The organism is Brevibacillus borstelensis, assembly GCF_003710865.1.
GTDB classification, from domain to species: Bacteria; Bacillota; Bacilli; order Brevibacillales; family Brevibacillaceae; genus Brevibacillus; species Brevibacillus borstelensis.
On record NZ_RHHO01000033.1, the window covers coordinates 1 to 16,301 of the forward strand.

Annotated in this window: 16 protein-coding genes; 13 read left to right on the forward strand and 3 right to left on the reverse strand. The window is 52.1% G+C overall.

All coding sequences use genetic code 11. The annotated features are described in order from the left end of the window. On the reverse strand, nt 1-314 hold a 314-nt coding region (locus tag EDM54_RS15945; protein ID WP_375371927.1), incomplete at its 3' end, for a transposase. Nucleotides 315-518: 204 nt separating this feature from the next. Then, a complete protein-coding gene (locus EDM54_RS15950) occupies nt 519-2,570 on the reverse strand; it encodes a methyl-accepting chemotaxis protein (protein ID WP_024983052.1) in 2,052 nt (683 codons plus the stop codon). Nucleotides 2,571-2,966: 396 nt separating this feature from the next. Here EDM54_RS15950 and EDM54_RS15955 point away from each other — a divergent pair, with 396 nt between their 5' ends. The 13 genes from EDM54_RS15955 (at nt 2,967) to EDM54_RS16020 (ending at nt 14,947) form a co-directional block, all read left to right on the forward strand. Beyond that, the gene (locus EDM54_RS15955) at nt 2,967-3,401 is read left to right on the forward strand and encodes a hypothetical protein (protein WP_003392418.1); all 435 of its coding nucleotides are present in this window, start codon (nt 2,967-2,969) and stop codon (nt 3,399-3,401) included. A 27-nt stretch (nt 3,402-3,428) separates the two neighbouring features. Beyond that, on the forward strand, nt 3,429-3,821 hold the full coding sequence (locus tag EDM54_RS15960; RefSeq protein WP_003392416.1) for a VOC family protein: 393 nt from the start codon (nt 3,429-3,431) through the stop codon (nt 3,819-3,821). Between the two features lie 229 nt (nt 3,822-4,050). After that, nucleotides 4,051-4,392 carry a hypothetical protein gene (locus EDM54_RS15965; protein ID WP_003392414.1) on the forward strand — a complete coding sequence of 114 codons (342 nt, stop codon included), beginning with the start codon at nt 4,051-4,053 and terminating at the stop codon, nt 4,390-4,392. A 60-nt stretch (nt 4,393-4,452) separates the two neighbouring features. Continuing rightward, nucleotides 4,453-5,460, forward strand: a complete 1,008-nt coding sequence (locus EDM54_RS15970) for an aldo/keto reductase (protein ID WP_003392412.1) — start codon at nt 4,453-4,455, stop codon at nt 5,458-5,460. Between the two features lie 39 nt (nt 5,461-5,499). Beyond that, the gene (locus tag EDM54_RS15975; RefSeq protein ID WP_003392409.1) at nt 5,500-6,240 is read left to right on the forward strand and encodes a metallophosphoesterase family protein; all 741 of its coding nucleotides are present in this window, start codon (nt 5,500-5,502) and stop codon (nt 6,238-6,240) included. Between the two features lie 272 nt (nt 6,241-6,512). Then, on the forward strand, nt 6,513-8,093 hold the full coding sequence (gene pckA / locus EDM54_RS15980) for a phosphoenolpyruvate carboxykinase (ATP) (RefSeq protein WP_003392406.1): 1,581 nt from the start codon (nt 6,513-6,515) through the stop codon (nt 8,091-8,093). Nucleotides 8,094-8,431: 338 nt separating this feature from the next. After that, on the forward strand, nt 8,432-8,794 hold the full coding sequence (locus tag EDM54_RS26230; protein WP_141334137.1) for a hypothetical protein: 363 nt from the start codon (nt 8,432-8,434) through the stop codon (nt 8,792-8,794). Further along, the gene (sufC, locus tag EDM54_RS15995; protein WP_003392404.1) at nt 8,791-9,579 is read left to right on the forward strand and encodes a Fe-S cluster assembly ATPase SufC; all 789 of its coding nucleotides are present in this window, start codon (nt 8,791-8,793) and stop codon (nt 9,577-9,579) included. The genes EDM54_RS26230 and sufC overlap by 4 nt, the downstream gene beginning before the upstream one ends. Nucleotides 9,580-9,599: 20 nt before the next feature. Then, entirely contained in the window at nt 9,600-10,898 is a 1,299-nt protein-coding gene (gene sufD / locus EDM54_RS16000; protein WP_003392402.1) for a Fe-S cluster assembly protein SufD, read from the forward strand. Continuing rightward, nucleotides 10,899-12,125: a cysteine desulfurase gene (locus EDM54_RS16005; RefSeq protein WP_003392400.1), complete on the forward strand. Its 1,227-nt coding sequence runs from the start codon at nt 10,899-10,901 to the stop codon at nt 12,123-12,125. After that, nucleotides 12,112-12,549: a Fe-S cluster assembly sulfur transfer protein SufU gene (sufU, locus tag EDM54_RS16010; protein ID WP_003392398.1), complete on the forward strand. Its 438-nt coding sequence runs from the start codon at nt 12,112-12,114 to the stop codon at nt 12,547-12,549. Before EDM54_RS16005 ends, sufU begins: the two co-directional genes overlap by 14 nt. 20 nt (nt 12,550-12,569) lie before the next feature. Further along, entirely contained in the window at nt 12,570-13,967 is a 1,398-nt protein-coding gene (sufB, locus tag EDM54_RS16015) for a Fe-S cluster assembly protein SufB (RefSeq protein ID WP_003392396.1), read from the forward strand. A gap of 323 nt (nt 13,968-14,290) precedes the next feature. Continuing rightward, on the forward strand, nt 14,291-14,947 hold the full coding sequence (locus tag EDM54_RS16020; RefSeq protein WP_003392394.1) for an SMI1/KNR4 family protein: 657 nt from the start codon (nt 14,291-14,293) through the stop codon (nt 14,945-14,947). Nucleotides 14,948-15,048: 101 nt separating this feature from the next. Here the strand turns inward: EDM54_RS16020 and EDM54_RS16025 are convergent, their stop codons facing one another. Continuing rightward, nucleotides 15,049-15,855 carry a putative protein N(5)-glutamine methyltransferase gene (locus tag EDM54_RS16025; protein ID WP_051567328.1) on the reverse strand — a complete coding sequence of 269 codons (807 nt, stop codon included), beginning with the start codon at nt 15,853-15,855 and terminating at the stop codon, nt 15,049-15,051. Between the last annotated feature and the right edge of the window lie 446 nt (nt 15,856-16,301).

Consider the following 16,301-nt stretch of genomic DNA (forward strand, 5'->3'; position numbering starts at 1 on the left):
TCGCGTGTGGATACGCCTTTGGCATAGAGGGCAAGAATTTGATCTTCGATCCCTGTAACATTGGACTGATGTTTCTTTACAATGTTTGGCTCAAAATCACCCTCTCGATCTCGAGGGACTTGGATGTCGACATCCCCGTACTCAGAACGGACGGTTTTCTTGCTATACCCATTGCGGCTGTTGGTTGTCCGCTTGTTTTTCATGTCATGCTTGGCGTATCCAAGAGAAGACTCGATTTCAGCTTCCAGCATTTCTTGGATTGTGTCTGCGAATAGATCCTTTAACGCTGACTGTACGTCGTCCACTGACTTCATGTTTTTCTCTTTGATCCACTGCTTGATCTGCTCTTTTGACATCATAAAAATCTCCCAACCTTTCTACTCCTAATTGTAGTTTAGAGGTTGAGAGTTTACACAAAATATTTTACAGACTCAACCAAAAAGGTCATGAGAGCTTTTACGCCCTCATGACCTTCTTTACTGCCAGCCATCAGCCATCCTATCCTCTACTCACCAAGCCTACAACTTAAACGAACGAATCGAATCGTACAGCTCCGTCGCCATCCGGGCGAGCATTGCGGAAGCTGCAGAGATTTCCTGCATCGAAGCGTTTTGCTCCTCGGCAGCGGCGGCTACCGTCTGGGTATTGCCGGCGGATTGCTCCGAGATCCGGGCGATTTCCTGAATAGCCTCGATCATCGTCTCCATCTGCTTGCTGATCTCCGCCATATACGATGAGACTTCATCGGTCTGGCCAAACAGCACGCGGGTCGACTGTGAAATCTGTTCAAAGGCTTGTCCCGTGGTCTGCACATACGTCATTCCTTCCTGCAAGACGTGAGATCCGTTTTGCATGGCGGCGATGACAGCGGTCGTGTCGCTTTGAATGTCTGTCACGATACGGTGTACCTGGTCGGCGGATGCCGCCGTCTGTTCTGCGAGCTTGCGGACCTCATCGGCAACAACGGCAAAGCCGCGTCCCTGTTCTCCGGCCCGGGCTGCTTCGATCGCGGCGTTGAGCGCGAGCAGGTTGGTCTGGGCGGCGATATCCGTGATCAAGGCGATCATCTGCCCGATCTCCTGCGAACGCTGTCCGAGAATGTTGACCACGTCGGAAGTGTGGGTCATCTGGCCCTCGATCAGATGCATTTGCTCAACGGCTTTGCTGGCCATCTGATTGCCTTCGGCTGCCTGATCCCGCACCGTGGAGGTAGATTCGGTGACGGTTTTTACCGCTTCCTCAATTTGCGAAATGTGGGAAGCGATCTGTGTGACGATTTCTGTGCCCCGTGAAGTCGCTTCCGCTTGTTTATCTGCCCCGTAGGCGATGTCCTGCACGGCTTCGGCGATCTGCTCGGTAGCCTGGCTGGTCTGCTGGGCGCTGGCGGTCAGCTGCTCGGATGTGGCCGCGACTTGCTCGGAGTGAAAGCTGACGCGCTGCAGCGTCTCGCGCAAGGTAGCGGTCATCTCGTTGAATCTGTTTGCCATTTGCCCCAGTTCGTCGGCTGTGTCCAATTGAATCGTTGCAGTAAAGTCTCCCGAGGCCAGCGACTGTGAAAGCCTGTTTGTTTTGTCGAGCTGTCGGGACAGATAACGGCTGAAAAAGTGAATCACCACGACCAGCACGAGAATTCCGGCGACGCTTGTCAAAGAGAGCTTCCAGAGAAGCGAGTTGACCGGTGCCAATAGCTCCGCGTCTGGCATCACGAGAGCCAGCGTCCAGTTCGTTTGGGGAATTTTGTGAAAATAAACGGTATTGCTGCCGTTTTGATCGGTAAAAGCAGCTTGCCCCTCAGGCTCGTCCAGCAAAGTACGGCTGATGGCCGCCAGTGAAGCGTTCTCGTCAGCGGAAATATTCGCTTTCAACAGCTTGGCGGTGTCGGGGAACGAAAGATAGGTTCCCTCGCTGTCGATCAAGAACGACCAGCCGGTTTCCCCGACTTTGATGTCAGAAACCATCTTTTGAATGCTTCCCAGCTCGAGGTCATCGGTAGTCACGCCCATCAGCTTGCCGTTTTGGTCGTAAAAAGGAGCAGTGACGGTGACCATGGCAGCCTTCATTTTTTCATCGTAATACGGGCGCGAAAAGACGTAGGGCTTGTCGGTAGACGCACCGTTTTTGTACCATTCCTGCCCCGTATAGCCAAAGCTCGGGTCATTGTATTCCTCGGTCATGGTGACTGTGCTTTGTGAGCGTTGGCCATATGTCGAGAAGTACTGGATAGCGGGGTCGTATTTGTACGGCTCCATAAAGATGCCCATCCCAAATGATGTCTCATGCAAAGGTACAGTCTTTTTCAGCAGAGCGTGCAGGTCTTGCAGCTTGTAGGAGGAAGGGGCGATCTCAATGGTCTTTGCCAAAGCCTCGGTCACCTTGCCATGGGATTCCAGTTGGCTTTCAATTCGCGCGCTAACCATGCCAAGCTCTTTGCGCATCTTCTCTCCGATTTCTTCAGTTAGGAGGGAATGCGCGGTAAAGGCCGACACGCCCATCACGAGTGCCAACGTCCCCATGATCACAGGGAGCATGATAGCTAGTGTGCGGGTACGAATGCTTTTAAATCGAAACATGATACCTCTCCTCTCAAAAAGGCGTCTCTATCCTATTCCCAATCTGTGGAAGCTTAAAACCGCCGACTCTAACCATTATACAAAATTGGCAGGATAGGCCTATTGTTGGTAAAATGTTCAAATTAGTCAGAAAACATTGGTCATCCCGGTCATTTTTCGCTACAATAGAAATACGTTCCAACCTTTGCAAACTGGTATGATTTTCGACTAGAGACAACACCTTCTTATACGCTACAATGCAAGAAAGACAAAAGACCGCAAAACTTTTTTGAGAAAGTTGCATTTGCGATTTTTACAGGGAAGGAAACAGAAATGCTTTGCGGTCGGGACTTTTGTTCCTCTGATGGACGAGGGAGAATGGTCATACGTTTTGTTTGGCAAAAAGGAGGGAGAGGCATGAGTTTTTGCTGTGGTGCCGGAATGATAGGCTCGATAGGCTCGGTTCGTCATTACAAGACGCTGGTTCACAACGTGCCGATCATGTTTTGTCCGGTTTGTGATAGAATAGAGGTTCACCCTGCTATTGAGGGAGAATACGAAATTTTGGTGGAATACGCACAAGGGGATCGGGCGCCGGAAGTTGACTTTGCCGATTTCGTTAGTGTTGACAATACATCCGAGTTGTTTGAGAATTGTACCATGACGGATGAAGCGGGCAGCTTCGCCGACGTGCTGAAGCAACAGATTGATATATCGCTTGATTTGCTGGGCGTCGCAAAAGAACTGAAAGACGACGACTGGCGTGAAGCGCTGATGCTCAGGCTCAAACGACTCAGTGATCGTTTGAAGCAATACAACCGACGGAAGGAAATGTCAAAGCGCAGCGCGTGACCTGAGTTGACGTGGGAGGCAGTGTAAATGTTTCATTTGAAAGGCGTGCATCACATCGCGTTAAATTGTCAGGATGTGGTGAAGGTAGCTCGTTTTTTTAAGGATATTTTGGAAGTCCCCATCCCGGAAGAAGACATCGAAGAAGGAGCGCCTATCTACTTTCAAATTGGCACTTACACACGGATTGGTCTCCATGCCTATGAGGGCGAGGAAGGAAAAAACGGTGTCGGGCAAGTGGACCATATCGCTTTTTCCCTGACCAGCCGTGCCGAGCTGGACTATCTGGTAGACAAACTGGAAGCGGAAAATATCTGCTACCGCGGACCGATTACGCGTCCGACCAGCTTCAACCTTTACTTTGAAACGCCGGACGGGCATCATCTGGAGGTCCGGCTGGATAAAGACGAGCTGGATGAATAGATATACGAGAGGCACCTTTGGGAGATGCTGCAGCGTCTCGCAACAGGTGCCTTTTTTGCATGCTCCACAAGACAAGCGCAGGCCAATGGGCGTTTCCGTGCAAGCAAAAGCTTGTCGAGAAAAAGGCAAACCGTTTGACAGAGACCGACAGCGCTTCTCACCTCTCGTCAAAGGATTCGACTCTGGCTGCCCAGAACCTTGATGGGAGAAGGCGAAGGGGGCGACGGTGATGAATGGAGAAGGTTTGGATTCCTTGCTGGAACGGGTGGCTGGTCAAATACAAGGCAAAGCTTACTTGAAGGGCATCACAGGCGGCTGGGAGAGATGTGTGGGAATCGTCGCCGAGGATGCACAATCGCGGCATTGCCTGCGCTTTTCGCCGGGGGGAATTACCAGGGCAGGGTGGCAGGAGCCGGTGCACCTGGTGGTGAGCGGACAGGAGCGCGATTTGCAGAGACTGTTTGCCGGTGACGAGCTGCTCTACATCAGTGCCAGACAGTCTGTTACCATAAGAGGGCCGCTGCGGGACCAATTGAAACTCGATGCGCTGCTTCGACTCACGTGCTCGTGAGCGAAGCGGCGCTTCTTATTTTTCAGGCATGCTATAATATCCCAGGGAGGGGTACATGGCGTGAGGACAAGCATACTGGGGAAAACAGGATTGACTGTATCGAAGCTAGGCTTTGGCGCCATGCGCCTGCGGGCCATTAGCCATACGGAAGCGGATCGCGTGATCAATCATGCGCTGGATCGCGGCATTACATATATTGATACTGCCGCGAGTTATGGAGACAGCGAGGAGAAGCTGGGGAGCGCCATCAGCCATCGCCGTTCCGAGTATGTGCTGGCCACAAAGACGATGAAGCGCAGCTACGGGGAGGCAAAACAGGAGATCGAACAGAGCCTTCGATTGCTGCGGACCGACTATGTGGACATTTTGCAAATTCACTACGTGAACTATCCGCAGGAGTACCGGGAGGTCAGAGCGGCAGACGGCGCCATACGCGCGGCGGAGGAGCTGCAGTCGAAAGGATACATCGGGCATATTGGGATTACCGGCCATCGTCCTGAGCTGCTGGCCCGTTGGCTTCGGGATTATCCGTTTGCCACCGTGCTGTTTCACCTGAGCATGGTACAGCCCTTTGCCAAACGGGAGCTGATGCCAATGGCCGAATCGCTGGATGTCGGAATGATCGCGATGAAGCCGATCTCCGGTCCCTTTCTGTCGAAGGTAACGGAGTCGCTGCGTTATTCAGCCGCATCATCAGCCCATGTCGTGCTCTCCGGAATGCAGAGCATCGCCGAGGTAGATGCCAACATCGCGGCGCTGGAGAGAAGCGTAGACGCGGAGGAACGCGCCGCTCTGGAGGAAATGGCAGCGGGGCTGGATGAGCACGGCTGCAGACGCTGCAACTATTGCTCATGTCCCTTGGGGATACGGATTCCGGATACGCTGATTCCTTCGAGGTATCGCCAGAAATACGGGCTTTTGGAAGCGGGGGAACTGATGTGGCAGCAGTCGGCTGACAAGTTTGCGCAGTGTATGACCTACGAGCCGTGCAGGGAACAGCCGCTTTGTCAGCAAGCGTGTCCGTATCATTTGCCGATCCAGGCCGAAATCCGCAGGGCGATGGGGTAGTCTGCGAGATTGAGAAAGGATAAAAGGGGATATGGACAAGTGAGGACCTTTGTCATAAGCGATATTCACGGAATGTATGATGAATTTTGTGAAATGCTTGAACAAATTTCGTTTGACGCCGATTCTGACAAGCTGATTCTTCTCGGGGATTACATTGATCGAGGCTGCAAAAGCAAGGAAGTCGTGCAACGGGTGAAAGCATTGACAGAGCAGCAGCAAGCGATTGCCATCAAAGGAAATCACGATGAGATGTTCCTCGAGTTTCTCTACAGCGGCGAGCCGCAAAAGACGGAACGGTATTTGCGCAATGGCGGCAAAGCCACGCTGGAGAGCTTTTGCGGTACCGACTGGTTTCAAAATGAAGTGACGGACCAGAAGCTCCAGAGTGCCAGGGAGCATATTTTGCAGCACTATGCGGAGGAAGTCGCATTTTTGCAGCAATTGCCCTATTATTATGAGACGAAAGAGCATATTTTTGTGCATGCAGGCATCAATCCGGCGTACGAGGACTGGAGAGAGACTCCTCCCTACGAGATGATCTGGATCAGGGATGCCTTTTATCATCAGCCGGTGAAGGAAGCGCGAACGGTTGTATTTGGCCACACGACTTGCAGTACGCTGCACGAAAAGCCGGATGTATGGTTTGGGGAGAGGAAAATCGGGATTGATGGCGCTTGCGTGTATGGATCTCAGTTGAACTGTCTGGAAATCAAGCCGGATGGGTACGCGGTTCATGTAGTCCGGACCAAAAACCCTCCAAACCTGGCAGAGAAGCAATAAAGGCTGCAGATGTGGCTAGGGAGGCAGCGACGGTCTGTTGCTCTAATCCTTTGCTATTTTCCGCAGGTTCCCTGTTTCCTTGAATGTTGTTTTTCGACAAATGTCATATAATATAGGGAGTCTTGCGTTTGTGGGACGAGCCTTCACATTTTCTTCACACCTAAAAATTAAAATCTTGTAGCTTATTTGATCAAATGTGATATACTAATTGCAAATCAACGATGATTAGAAAACATGTTAACGGATAGATACGGGAAGGAGATCGTTCACACATGGAAACCAAGACGGTTCACAAGCTTGCTGACGTACTGGCTAATACAAAGGTGTATGCAAACTTGCCAGTCGCAAGGCTCGTTGAGATGGCGGTACAGCGCGGCGAAGGCATGATGACAGATAGAGGGGCGCTCAACGCGTTGACAGGTAAGTTTACGGGCCGTTCCCCAAAGGACAAATTCGTAGTGGACGAAGCATCCGTACACGATAAAGTAAACTGGGGCCCTGTGAACCAGCCGATTACCCCGGAAAAATTCCAGGTGCTATACCAGGACGTCATGGAATATCTGCAAACAAAAGAACTGTTTGTCTTCGACGGCTTTGCCGGAGCGGACGAAACCTACCGCCTGCCGATCCGGGTGGTCAATGAATACGCGTGGCACAATTTGTTTGCCCGCCAGCTGTTCATTCGCCCGAGCGCGGAAGAGCTGGCAGCCCATAAAGCGGAGTTTACCGTAGTATACGCACCTACCTTCAAGGCAAATCCGGAAGTGCACGGCACCAACTCGGAGACGTTCATCATCACCAGCTTTGAGCAAAAAACCGTTTTGATCGGCGGTACCGAATACGCCGGCGAGATGAAAAAATCGATTTTCAGCGTAATGAACCTGCTTTTGCCTGAACAAAACGTTCTCTCGATGCACTGCTCAGCAAACGTAGGCAAAGACGGAGATGTGGCTCTTTTCTTCGGTCTGTCAGGAACAGGAAAGACAACATTGTCCGCTGACCCGGACCGCTTCCTGATCGGCGACGACGAGCACGGCTGGTCTGACAACGGCGTGTTCAACATCGAGGGAGGCTGCTACGCCAAGTGCATCCGACTGTCCGAAGAAGGCGAACCACAGATCTGGAAAGCGATCCAGTTCGGTACAGTGCTGGAAAACGTGGAAGTCGATCCTGAGACTCGCGAGGCAAATTACGACAGCGACAAATACACGGAAAATACCCGGGCAGCCTATCCGGTCGAAGCCATTCCAGGGGCTGTAATCCCAGGTGTCGGCGGTCATCCGAATGTGATCATTTTCCTGACAGCTGACTCGTTCGGAGTGCTTCCGCCCATCTCCAAACTGACAAGAGAACAGGCAATGTACCATTTCCTGTCCGGATATACAAGCAAAATGGCTGGGACAGAGCGCGGCGTGACCACTCCGCAAACCGAATTCTCCACTTGCTTCGGTTCCCCGTTCCTGCCGCTTCACCCAGTCGTCTACGCGGAAATGCTCGGGAAAAAGATCGATGAGCGCGACGTGCAGGTGTACCTGGTCAATACCGGCTGGACCGGCGGACCGGTCGGCGTAGGAAAACGCATGAAGCTGTCCTACACCCGCGCAATGGTCACCGCGGCTCTGAACGGCGAGCTGGCCAAGGTCGACTATGTGGCAGACCCGACTTTCGGGGTGCAAGTGCCAACCTCTTGCCCGAACGTCCCGGCGGAAGTCCTGCTCCCGCGCAACACGTGGGCGGACAAAGACGCCTACGACAAGCAGGCCCGCGATCTGGCCAACCGCTTTATCGAAAACTTCCAGAAGAAGTTCCCGAATGCAGCCGAAATCGCTGCAGCAGGTCCAAAGGTTCAGTAAGACCGGGAGCAAGGAACAGGGAATAATGAATAGCGAACATGCGTGGCAACGCCGAGTCGGCAATGTGCAGGCAAAGGCGACCTGAAATCGCATGCGAGAAATCAAGCTATCAAGCGATACAGAGAAATATAGGATATTCCTGGGGCTGTCCCTTTGCATCGGTTCAAACTGCTGCAAGAGGGAACAGCCCTTCTTGAATTGCTGGCAATAAGTTGCGGTCGAAGAACCAAGCTGTAGAGATGAAAAAGGAGAAAACGGAAAAGGTCTTTGGGACACCTCCAAGGCGGAATGGAAAAAGCAAAACACGCTTTTAGCGTCCAACTCTGAGACCCCTCAACGTGTCTACTGCTTTTGGACGCGGTTTTGCTTTTGGAATGGAGCCGGACAGTTCAGCTCCCTCGCAGTGGCCCACCGAACCTGCAGCCGTTTTCTCCTTGTTCATCTCCACCACCAAAGCCGGGACCGCACCAAAAAACATATCCGCAGCCACTTTGAGAGAAATCCGCATGATTTCTCCAAAATTAGCCAAAATAAGCAAATGCCCGGTCAACGAGGTGATACTTTTTAAATATAATGATTTAAAAATTACAGATATGTTTCATTCCTTGATTTATAATTATTCTTATTATAAGATGGGTATTGAGAATGGATTGAGAATAAGTCAACTCATTTTTGAGTGTCATGGAGGGAAAAGAAAATGACAGCAGTACCGCATTTGCAGATAAAAAACCTACGCGCCAAGATTGAAGACAAGGAAATCATCAAAGGTCTCAACCTCGAGATCAAAGGCGGAGAAGTGCACGCGATCATGGGACCGAACGGGACGGGGAAATCCACCCTGGCTTCCACTTTGATGGGCCACCCGAAATACGAAGTAACCGATGGGGAAGTGATCCTCAACGGCGAAGACGTTCTGGAAATGGCAGTGGACGAGCGCGCACGCGCAGGTCTGTTCCTGGCGATGCAATATCCGTCCGAAATCAGCGGAGTTACCAACACGGACTTCCTGCGCTCTGCGATCAACGCACGCCGCGGCGAAGGCAATGAAATTTCGCTGATGAAGTTCATCCGCGAGTTGGACAAGAAAATGGGCGCCCTCGAAATGGATGAAGCTTTTGCCCACCGTTATCTGAACGAAGGCTTCTCCGGCGGTGAGAAGAAGCGCAACGAGATTCTGCAAATGATGATGCTGGAGCCTGCCATTTGCATTCTCGACGAAATCGACTCCGGTCTCGACATCGACGCGCTGAAAGTGGTAGCGAACGGCGTAAATGCAATGCGTTCCGCTGATCGCGGCTTCCTGATCATTACCCACTACCAGCGCCTCTTGAACTACGTCAAGCCTGACTTCGTACACGTGATGATGCAAGGACGAATCGTGAAGTCCGGTGGTCCTGAGCTGGCTGAACGCCTGGAGGCGGAAGGCTACGACTGGATCAAGGAAGAACTCGGCATCGTCGATGAAACCGTCAACGCAAACGTGTAAGAGAAGGAGGCAGCAGTGAGATGAGTGTAGATATACAGCTCCGCTTCGATTCCGAAGCGATCACCGAGTTCTCCAAGGCTAATTCTGAACCTGCATGGTTTTTGGAAAAGCGCTTGGCCGGTCTGAAGGCAGCGGGCGAGCTGCAACTGCCCGTCTTGGAGAAAACGAAAATAGACAAGTGGAATATCGATCAGTTTGTACCGTTCCAAACCTCCGGCAAAGTGGCAACAGCCCAAGAGCTGGACGATCTGGTCAAAGGACAAATCGATGCAGATAGCGTAAAAAGTCTGATCGTGCAGAAAAACGCATCCGTCGTTTTTCAGTCCGCAGACGAAGAGCTGAAGAACCAGGGCGTTATCTTTACCGACCTGGCAACTGCGCTGAAAGAACACGGCGAGCTCGTGCAAAAATACTTGGGCACTGTCGTAAAATATGATGAGCACAAGCTGACCGCGCTGCACACAGCAGTGGTCAATGGCGGCGTTTTCCTCTACGTTCCCAAAAACGTGGAAGTAAGCGTGCCTGTGCAAGCCGTATTTGAAGTGGCAGGCGATGATGCGCTTGTTTGTCCGCACGTGCTGATCGTTGCGGAAGCGCACAGCAAGGTTACTTACGTAGACACGTATGTATCCGGCGAAGGCAAAAATATGGTAGCAAACAGCGTTGTTGAAGTATATGTAGGCGCAGGAGCAACCGTGCAAGTCGCATCCGTGCGTTCTCTTTCCACCGAAGTGCACGACTACTCCTTCCGCCGCGCCAGCGTGGACCGCGACGGCAAGATGGAGTGGATCTTGGGCGAGATGAACGACGGAAACACTGTGGCAAACAACACGACCATCCTCCAAGGGGTCGGTTCTATCGCCGAGACCAAGAGCATCTCGGTAGGTACCGGTTCCCAGCGTCAAAACCTGACATCCCAAGTACAGCATATCGGTACTCATTCCGAGTCCGACATGGTCAGCAAAGCCGTCATGACGGATGAAGCGACCAGCATTTTGAACGGAATCACCAAAATCGAAAAAGGCGCCGAAAAGGCAAATGGCGTACAGGCTGAGAACATTCTCATGCTGAGCGAAAAAGCCCGCGGGGACGCCAACCCTATCCTGCTGATCGACGAGGATGATGTAAAGGCAGGCCACGCAGCGTCCGTAGGCCGCGTCAGCGAAGAGAGCATCTACTACCTGATGTCTCGGGGAATCACACGTCAGGATGCAGAACGCCTGATTATCCTGGGCTTCCTGGACCCTGTCGTAGCCGAGATTCCGGTTGAAGAGGTTCGCAACCGGCTTCGTCAGGCGCTCGAAAGGAAGTTGGGTTAAATGAATGCCAAGGAGCTTCGGAAATACTTTCCCATTCTTCACCAAGAGGTAAATGGCCACCCGCTGGTGTATTTGGACAATGGGGCCACCTCGCAAAAGCCGATTCAGGTTATCGAAGCAATCGATGCGTATTACAAGGAGGTCAACTCCAATGTGCATCGCGGGGTTCACACGCTTGGAAGCCGGGCCACGGACAAATTCGAGGAGGCGCGCGAAAAAGTGCGTGCCTTCGTGAATGCCCGTGAAACGGCAGAGATCGTCTTTACGCGGGGAACGACCACCGCGGTAAATACGATAGCGTACGGCTATGCCCGCGCTACTCTCAAGCCAGGCGATGAAATTGTGACCACCGTGGTTGAGCATCACAGCAACTTCATCCCTTGGCAGCAGGCGGCAAAGGCTACCGGAGCTACCTTCAAATTCATTCCGCTGGCAGAGGACGGTACGATTACGCTGGACGCTGTCAGGGAAACCATAACCGACAATACGAAAATCGTAGCCATTCACCATATTTCCAACGTGCTGGGCGATACGACGCCGATCAAGGAAATCGCACAAATCGCCCACCAGCACGGCGCTGTCCTGTTTGTCGACGGGGCGCAAGGAGCGCCGCACACGAAGGTCGACGTGCAAGATCTCGATTGCGACTTTTACACGTTTTCCGCTCACAAGATGTGCGGGCCGACCGGGATCGGCGTGCTCTACGGCAAGCGCGAGCTTCTGGAGAAAACCGAGCCGATGGAATTTGGCGGCGAAATGATCGACTTCGTAGAGCTGTATGACTCTACCTGGAAGGAGCTGCCGTGGAAGTTTGAAGGCGGCACGCCGATCATCGCCGGCGCGATCGGACTCGGCGCGGCGATCGACTTTTTGCAGGAGATCGGCATGGAAGAAATCGAGCGCCACGAGAAAAAGCTGGTGGCGTACGCGATGGAGCAAATGCTCGAAATGGACGGAGTTTCCGTTTACGGCCCCAAAAAGGACCGCAGCAGTTTAATCACTTTCAACCTGTCAGAGGTTCATCCGCATGATCTGGCCACAGTGCTCGACAGCCACGGGATTGCCATCCGGGCGGGTCACCACTGCGCCCAGCCGCTGATGCGCTGGCTGAATGTCACCGCTAGTGCGCGTGCCAGCTTCTATCTGTACAACACCGAAGAAGAAGTGGATGTTTTCCTGTCGGGCTTGAAAAAGGCGAAGGAGTTTTTCGGCAATGTCTTCTCTTGATGATCTGTACCGCCGCGTGATTATGGACCACTACCAGAAACCGCGCAACCGCGGCAAGCTGGAGGAATCGGAAGGACTCATCGTCAATTTGAACAATCCGACTTGTGGCGACAGCATTTCGCTCTCTTTGAAAGTGGAGGACGGAATTGTCTCGGATGCCAAGTTCCTCGGAGAAGGCTGCTCCATCAGCATGTCATCCGCTTCGATGATGACGGACGCAGTCAAGGGAAAGCCTGTAGAGGAAGCGCTCAAGCTGGCTCAGCTCTTTTCCGATTTGATGCAGGGAAAAGAAGTCGACGATTCTGTCGATCTGGGGGACATCGAGGCGCTCTCCGGAGTAACGAAATTCCCGGCGCGGATCAAATGTGCTACCCTGGCCTGGAAGGCGCTGGAGCAGGGAATCAAGCAGGCTGGACATGAATAAATCGTAAGGAGTGAAATCACATGGCGAAAAAAGCCCCGGAAATACAGGAATACCAGTACGGCTTTCACGACAAGGACGTCTCCATTTTCCGTACCAAGAAGGGTCTGACTCGCGAGATCGTGGAGGAAATCTCCCGCATCAAGGAAGAACCGGAATGGATGCTGGAATTCCGCCTGAAATCACTGGAAATTTTTGAAAAGCTGCCCATGCCGAAATGGGGCGGCGATCTGGACGACCTCAACTTTGACGAAATCACCTACTACGTGAAGCCGTCTGAAAAAGCGGGCCGCAGTTGGGATGAAGTACCGGAAGAAATCAAAGCTACCTTCGACAAGCTGGGTATTCCGGAAGCCGAGCAGAAGTTCCTGGCCGGCGTATCCGCCCAGTACGAATCCGAAGTTGTGTACCACAACATGCAGGAAGACCTGGAAAAACTGGGTGTTCTCTTCTGCGACATGGATTCTGCCGTGAAGCTGTACCCTGACATCGTGAAGGAGTACTTCGCGACAGTCATCCCGCCGGCGGACAACAAGTTCGCGGCGCTGAACTCTGCTGTATGGTCCGGCGGTTCCTTCATCTACGTGCCAAAAGGCGTCAAGGTAGAAACGCCGCTGCAAGCGTACTTCCGCATCAACTCGGAGAACATGGGTCAGTTCGAGCGCACGCTGATCATCGTCGATGAGGATGCGTTCGTGCACTACGTAGAGGGTTGTACCGCACCGATCTACAGCACAGACTCCCTGCACTCCGCAGTCGTGGAAATCATCGTCAAGGAACGCGCTCGCTGCCGTTACACGACCATCCAAAACTGGTCCAACAACGTGTACAACCTCGTGACCAAACGTGCGGTTGCATACGCTGACGCCAACATGGAGTGGATCGACGGCAACATCGGTTCCAAGCTGACGATGAAATACCCTGCGGTGATCATGAAAGGACCGCGTGCCAAAGGTACCGTTCTTTCTATCGCCGTAGCAGGCAAAGGACAGCATCAGGACGCAGGTGCGAAAATGATCCACCTGGCTCCGGACTGCACATCCACGATTATTTCCAAGTCCATCTCTCGCGATGGCGGAAAAGTAACGTATCGCGGACTGGCTCAGTTCGGCCGCAAGTCGGAAGGCTCCAAGTCGAACATCAAATGCGATACGCTGATTCTGGATAAACTGTCCACCTCGGACACGATTCCATACAACGAAATCATGAACGACAACATCACGCTTGAGCACGAGGCGACGGTTTCCAAGGTATCGGAAGACCAGCTCTTCTACCTGATGAGCCGCGGCCTGTCCGAAGCCGAAGCGACTGAAATGATCGTCATGGGCTTCATCGAGCCGTTTACAAAAGAACTGCCGATGGAATACGCTGTCGAGATGAACCGACTGATCAAGTTCGAGATGGAAGGTTCTATCGGTTAACGCTTGCACCACAAGGGTTTCCGGCTTCCGAAACGGGCTTTGCCCCCATTTAGCCCATATTTGGTTTTGGACGCATTGCTCATATAGTGCGAGTGAATCGTCTTCAATCTTCTTTGTAACAAACAGATACGTGTCCATTGCGACCTCACGCTTGCGTGCCTGGTTGCGTGGGCACGTATTTTTGTTTGCACCATCCTCACGTTCCAGATGAAGAGCGATAAAAAATGAACCATTAGTTTTTTAGGGATTTACTTTTTTAAACAATTGGATGATACAATAGATGGAAGCGAGTCTCAGTACAGACGGAGGGACAGTATGTAAAGATGAACTACGATGTTCTCATGAGTCGAATTTATACATTTGGAGACCGAATTAAATCCTTGAATGGCGAGGTTTACGAGATCATTAAAAAACAACCCGCTTCGGATAAACAGATCAAGGATATTGAAGAGCAATTACATGTTTGCTTGCCGGGAAGTTTCAAAAAAGTTCTTTTGGAATTTTCAGCCCGATTCCGTTTCAGATGGTTTCTCCCTGATGAAATTGCATTACCGGAAAAGTTTAGAGGAATATTTTCCGGAGATATGCATTGGGATCTGTCTAAATTAGTTGAGTTAGAACAGGACAGACTAGAGTGGATAAGAGTGGTATTTCCTGACCCACATGATCCTTATGATGCTGTATGGCATGACAAGCTGTCTTTTTATGATGTAGGGAATGGTGATTTTCTTGCCTTTGACCTAAGCCAGGGGGAAGATCCTCCAATTGTTTATCTAAGCCATGATGGATGCACGAGTCATGGCTGCATACTTGCAAATAACTTCATTGACTTGCTTGATAGATGGTCACAACTTGGCTTTGTCGGAGGGGAAGATTGGCAGTGGATGCCATTTACTTCAGATGCAAAGAGCGGGATACTTCCAAACAGTACACAAGGGATTGAGTTTAGAAAGTTTTTGAACTTGAAACAACAAAATTGAACCTTCTTGGAACTTCCTTACCTTCAAACCCTGTCCAGAATAATAGGAATGTACAAGCAGCCCTCCAGCGGTTCTATCGACGGAGGGCTGCTTCTGTGTTTTCAAATCGTTAGGACAGGCCTGGTTCCGATGACCACAGTGGCATCCAGCTCCTCGGAGCTAGCTACCTGCGGTATCAGTCCGCTTTGAGAGAAGATCTCGACAGTCAACGGAGCCTGGCGCTGACTGGTTTCGACCAGCAGATGGCCGCCCGGTGCCAGCCAGAGGGGCGCTGCGCCCGCTACACGCCGCTGGATGTCAAGCCCGTCTGTACCTCCGTCGAGGGCCAGCAATGCCTCGTGCATACGGGCCTCTGGGGGTAGCCGTCTGATCGCCTCGGTGGGGACGTAAGGCGCGTTGGCGACCAGGACGTCGATACGTCCCCGGAGGTTGCCTGGGAGAGGTTCGAAGAGGTCTCCTTCGTATACATGGCCGCCAGCGGCGGTGACGTTGCGGAGTGCGCACCGGACCGCGACGGGGTCGATGTCTGAAGCGTACAGCTCGATTCGTTCCGAGGCTGCGGCCAAAGCGGCTGCCACCGCACCGGAGCCGCAGCACAGGTCAACGACGACAGCTTCCGGACGGACGAGCGCAGCGGCCTGATGAACGAGAAACTCGGTGCGGCGGCGGGGTACGAAGACTCCCGGGTCTACGGCGATCCGCAGGCCGCAGAACTCTGCCCAGCCGATGACATGTTCGAGGGGCAAGCCGGCCGCCCGCCGATCTACCATGGCGGCGAGCGACGCCGGCGTTTGCGCTGCAGAGAGGAGCATCCGGGCTTCCTCTTCAGCAAATACACACCCCGCGGCCCGAAGCTTCGTAACGGCCATGGCATACATGGAACTGTCGGGGAAGAGAGCACTGTTCATCCATGGACCCGAGTCTGGCAGCAGTCTTGCTTCGTCTACATTTTGTAAAGACTCACTCTTCCCGCTTGTTTTTCTTTTCTTGCCCGATGACGCTTTTTTTGAGTCCAAATAGGTACCCCATTCCTGACTTGTTATTGTTATATAATGGTTTGTTCCAAAGTCTAACAGTTTCGTTTCAACGATAAAACAATATTTTTTATATTCGCTACTCTTTTAGCCTTTATGAAGCTTACCAACGTAAGAATTTGTTTAAGCCGATACAGCAAACCAGGGAATTCTCAAAATGGTTTCATGCGGGTTTCTGGTTGTCACGGTTTCACTCAATGAATGTCCGATGCATATCATAGATGTGGGATCATCCGGGCATCATATTGGAAGGCTGTTAAACACGCAAGCAATTGCGTTTGGAAGAGGCTATGGGCCTCGAAGCTATGTTATAATGTAAA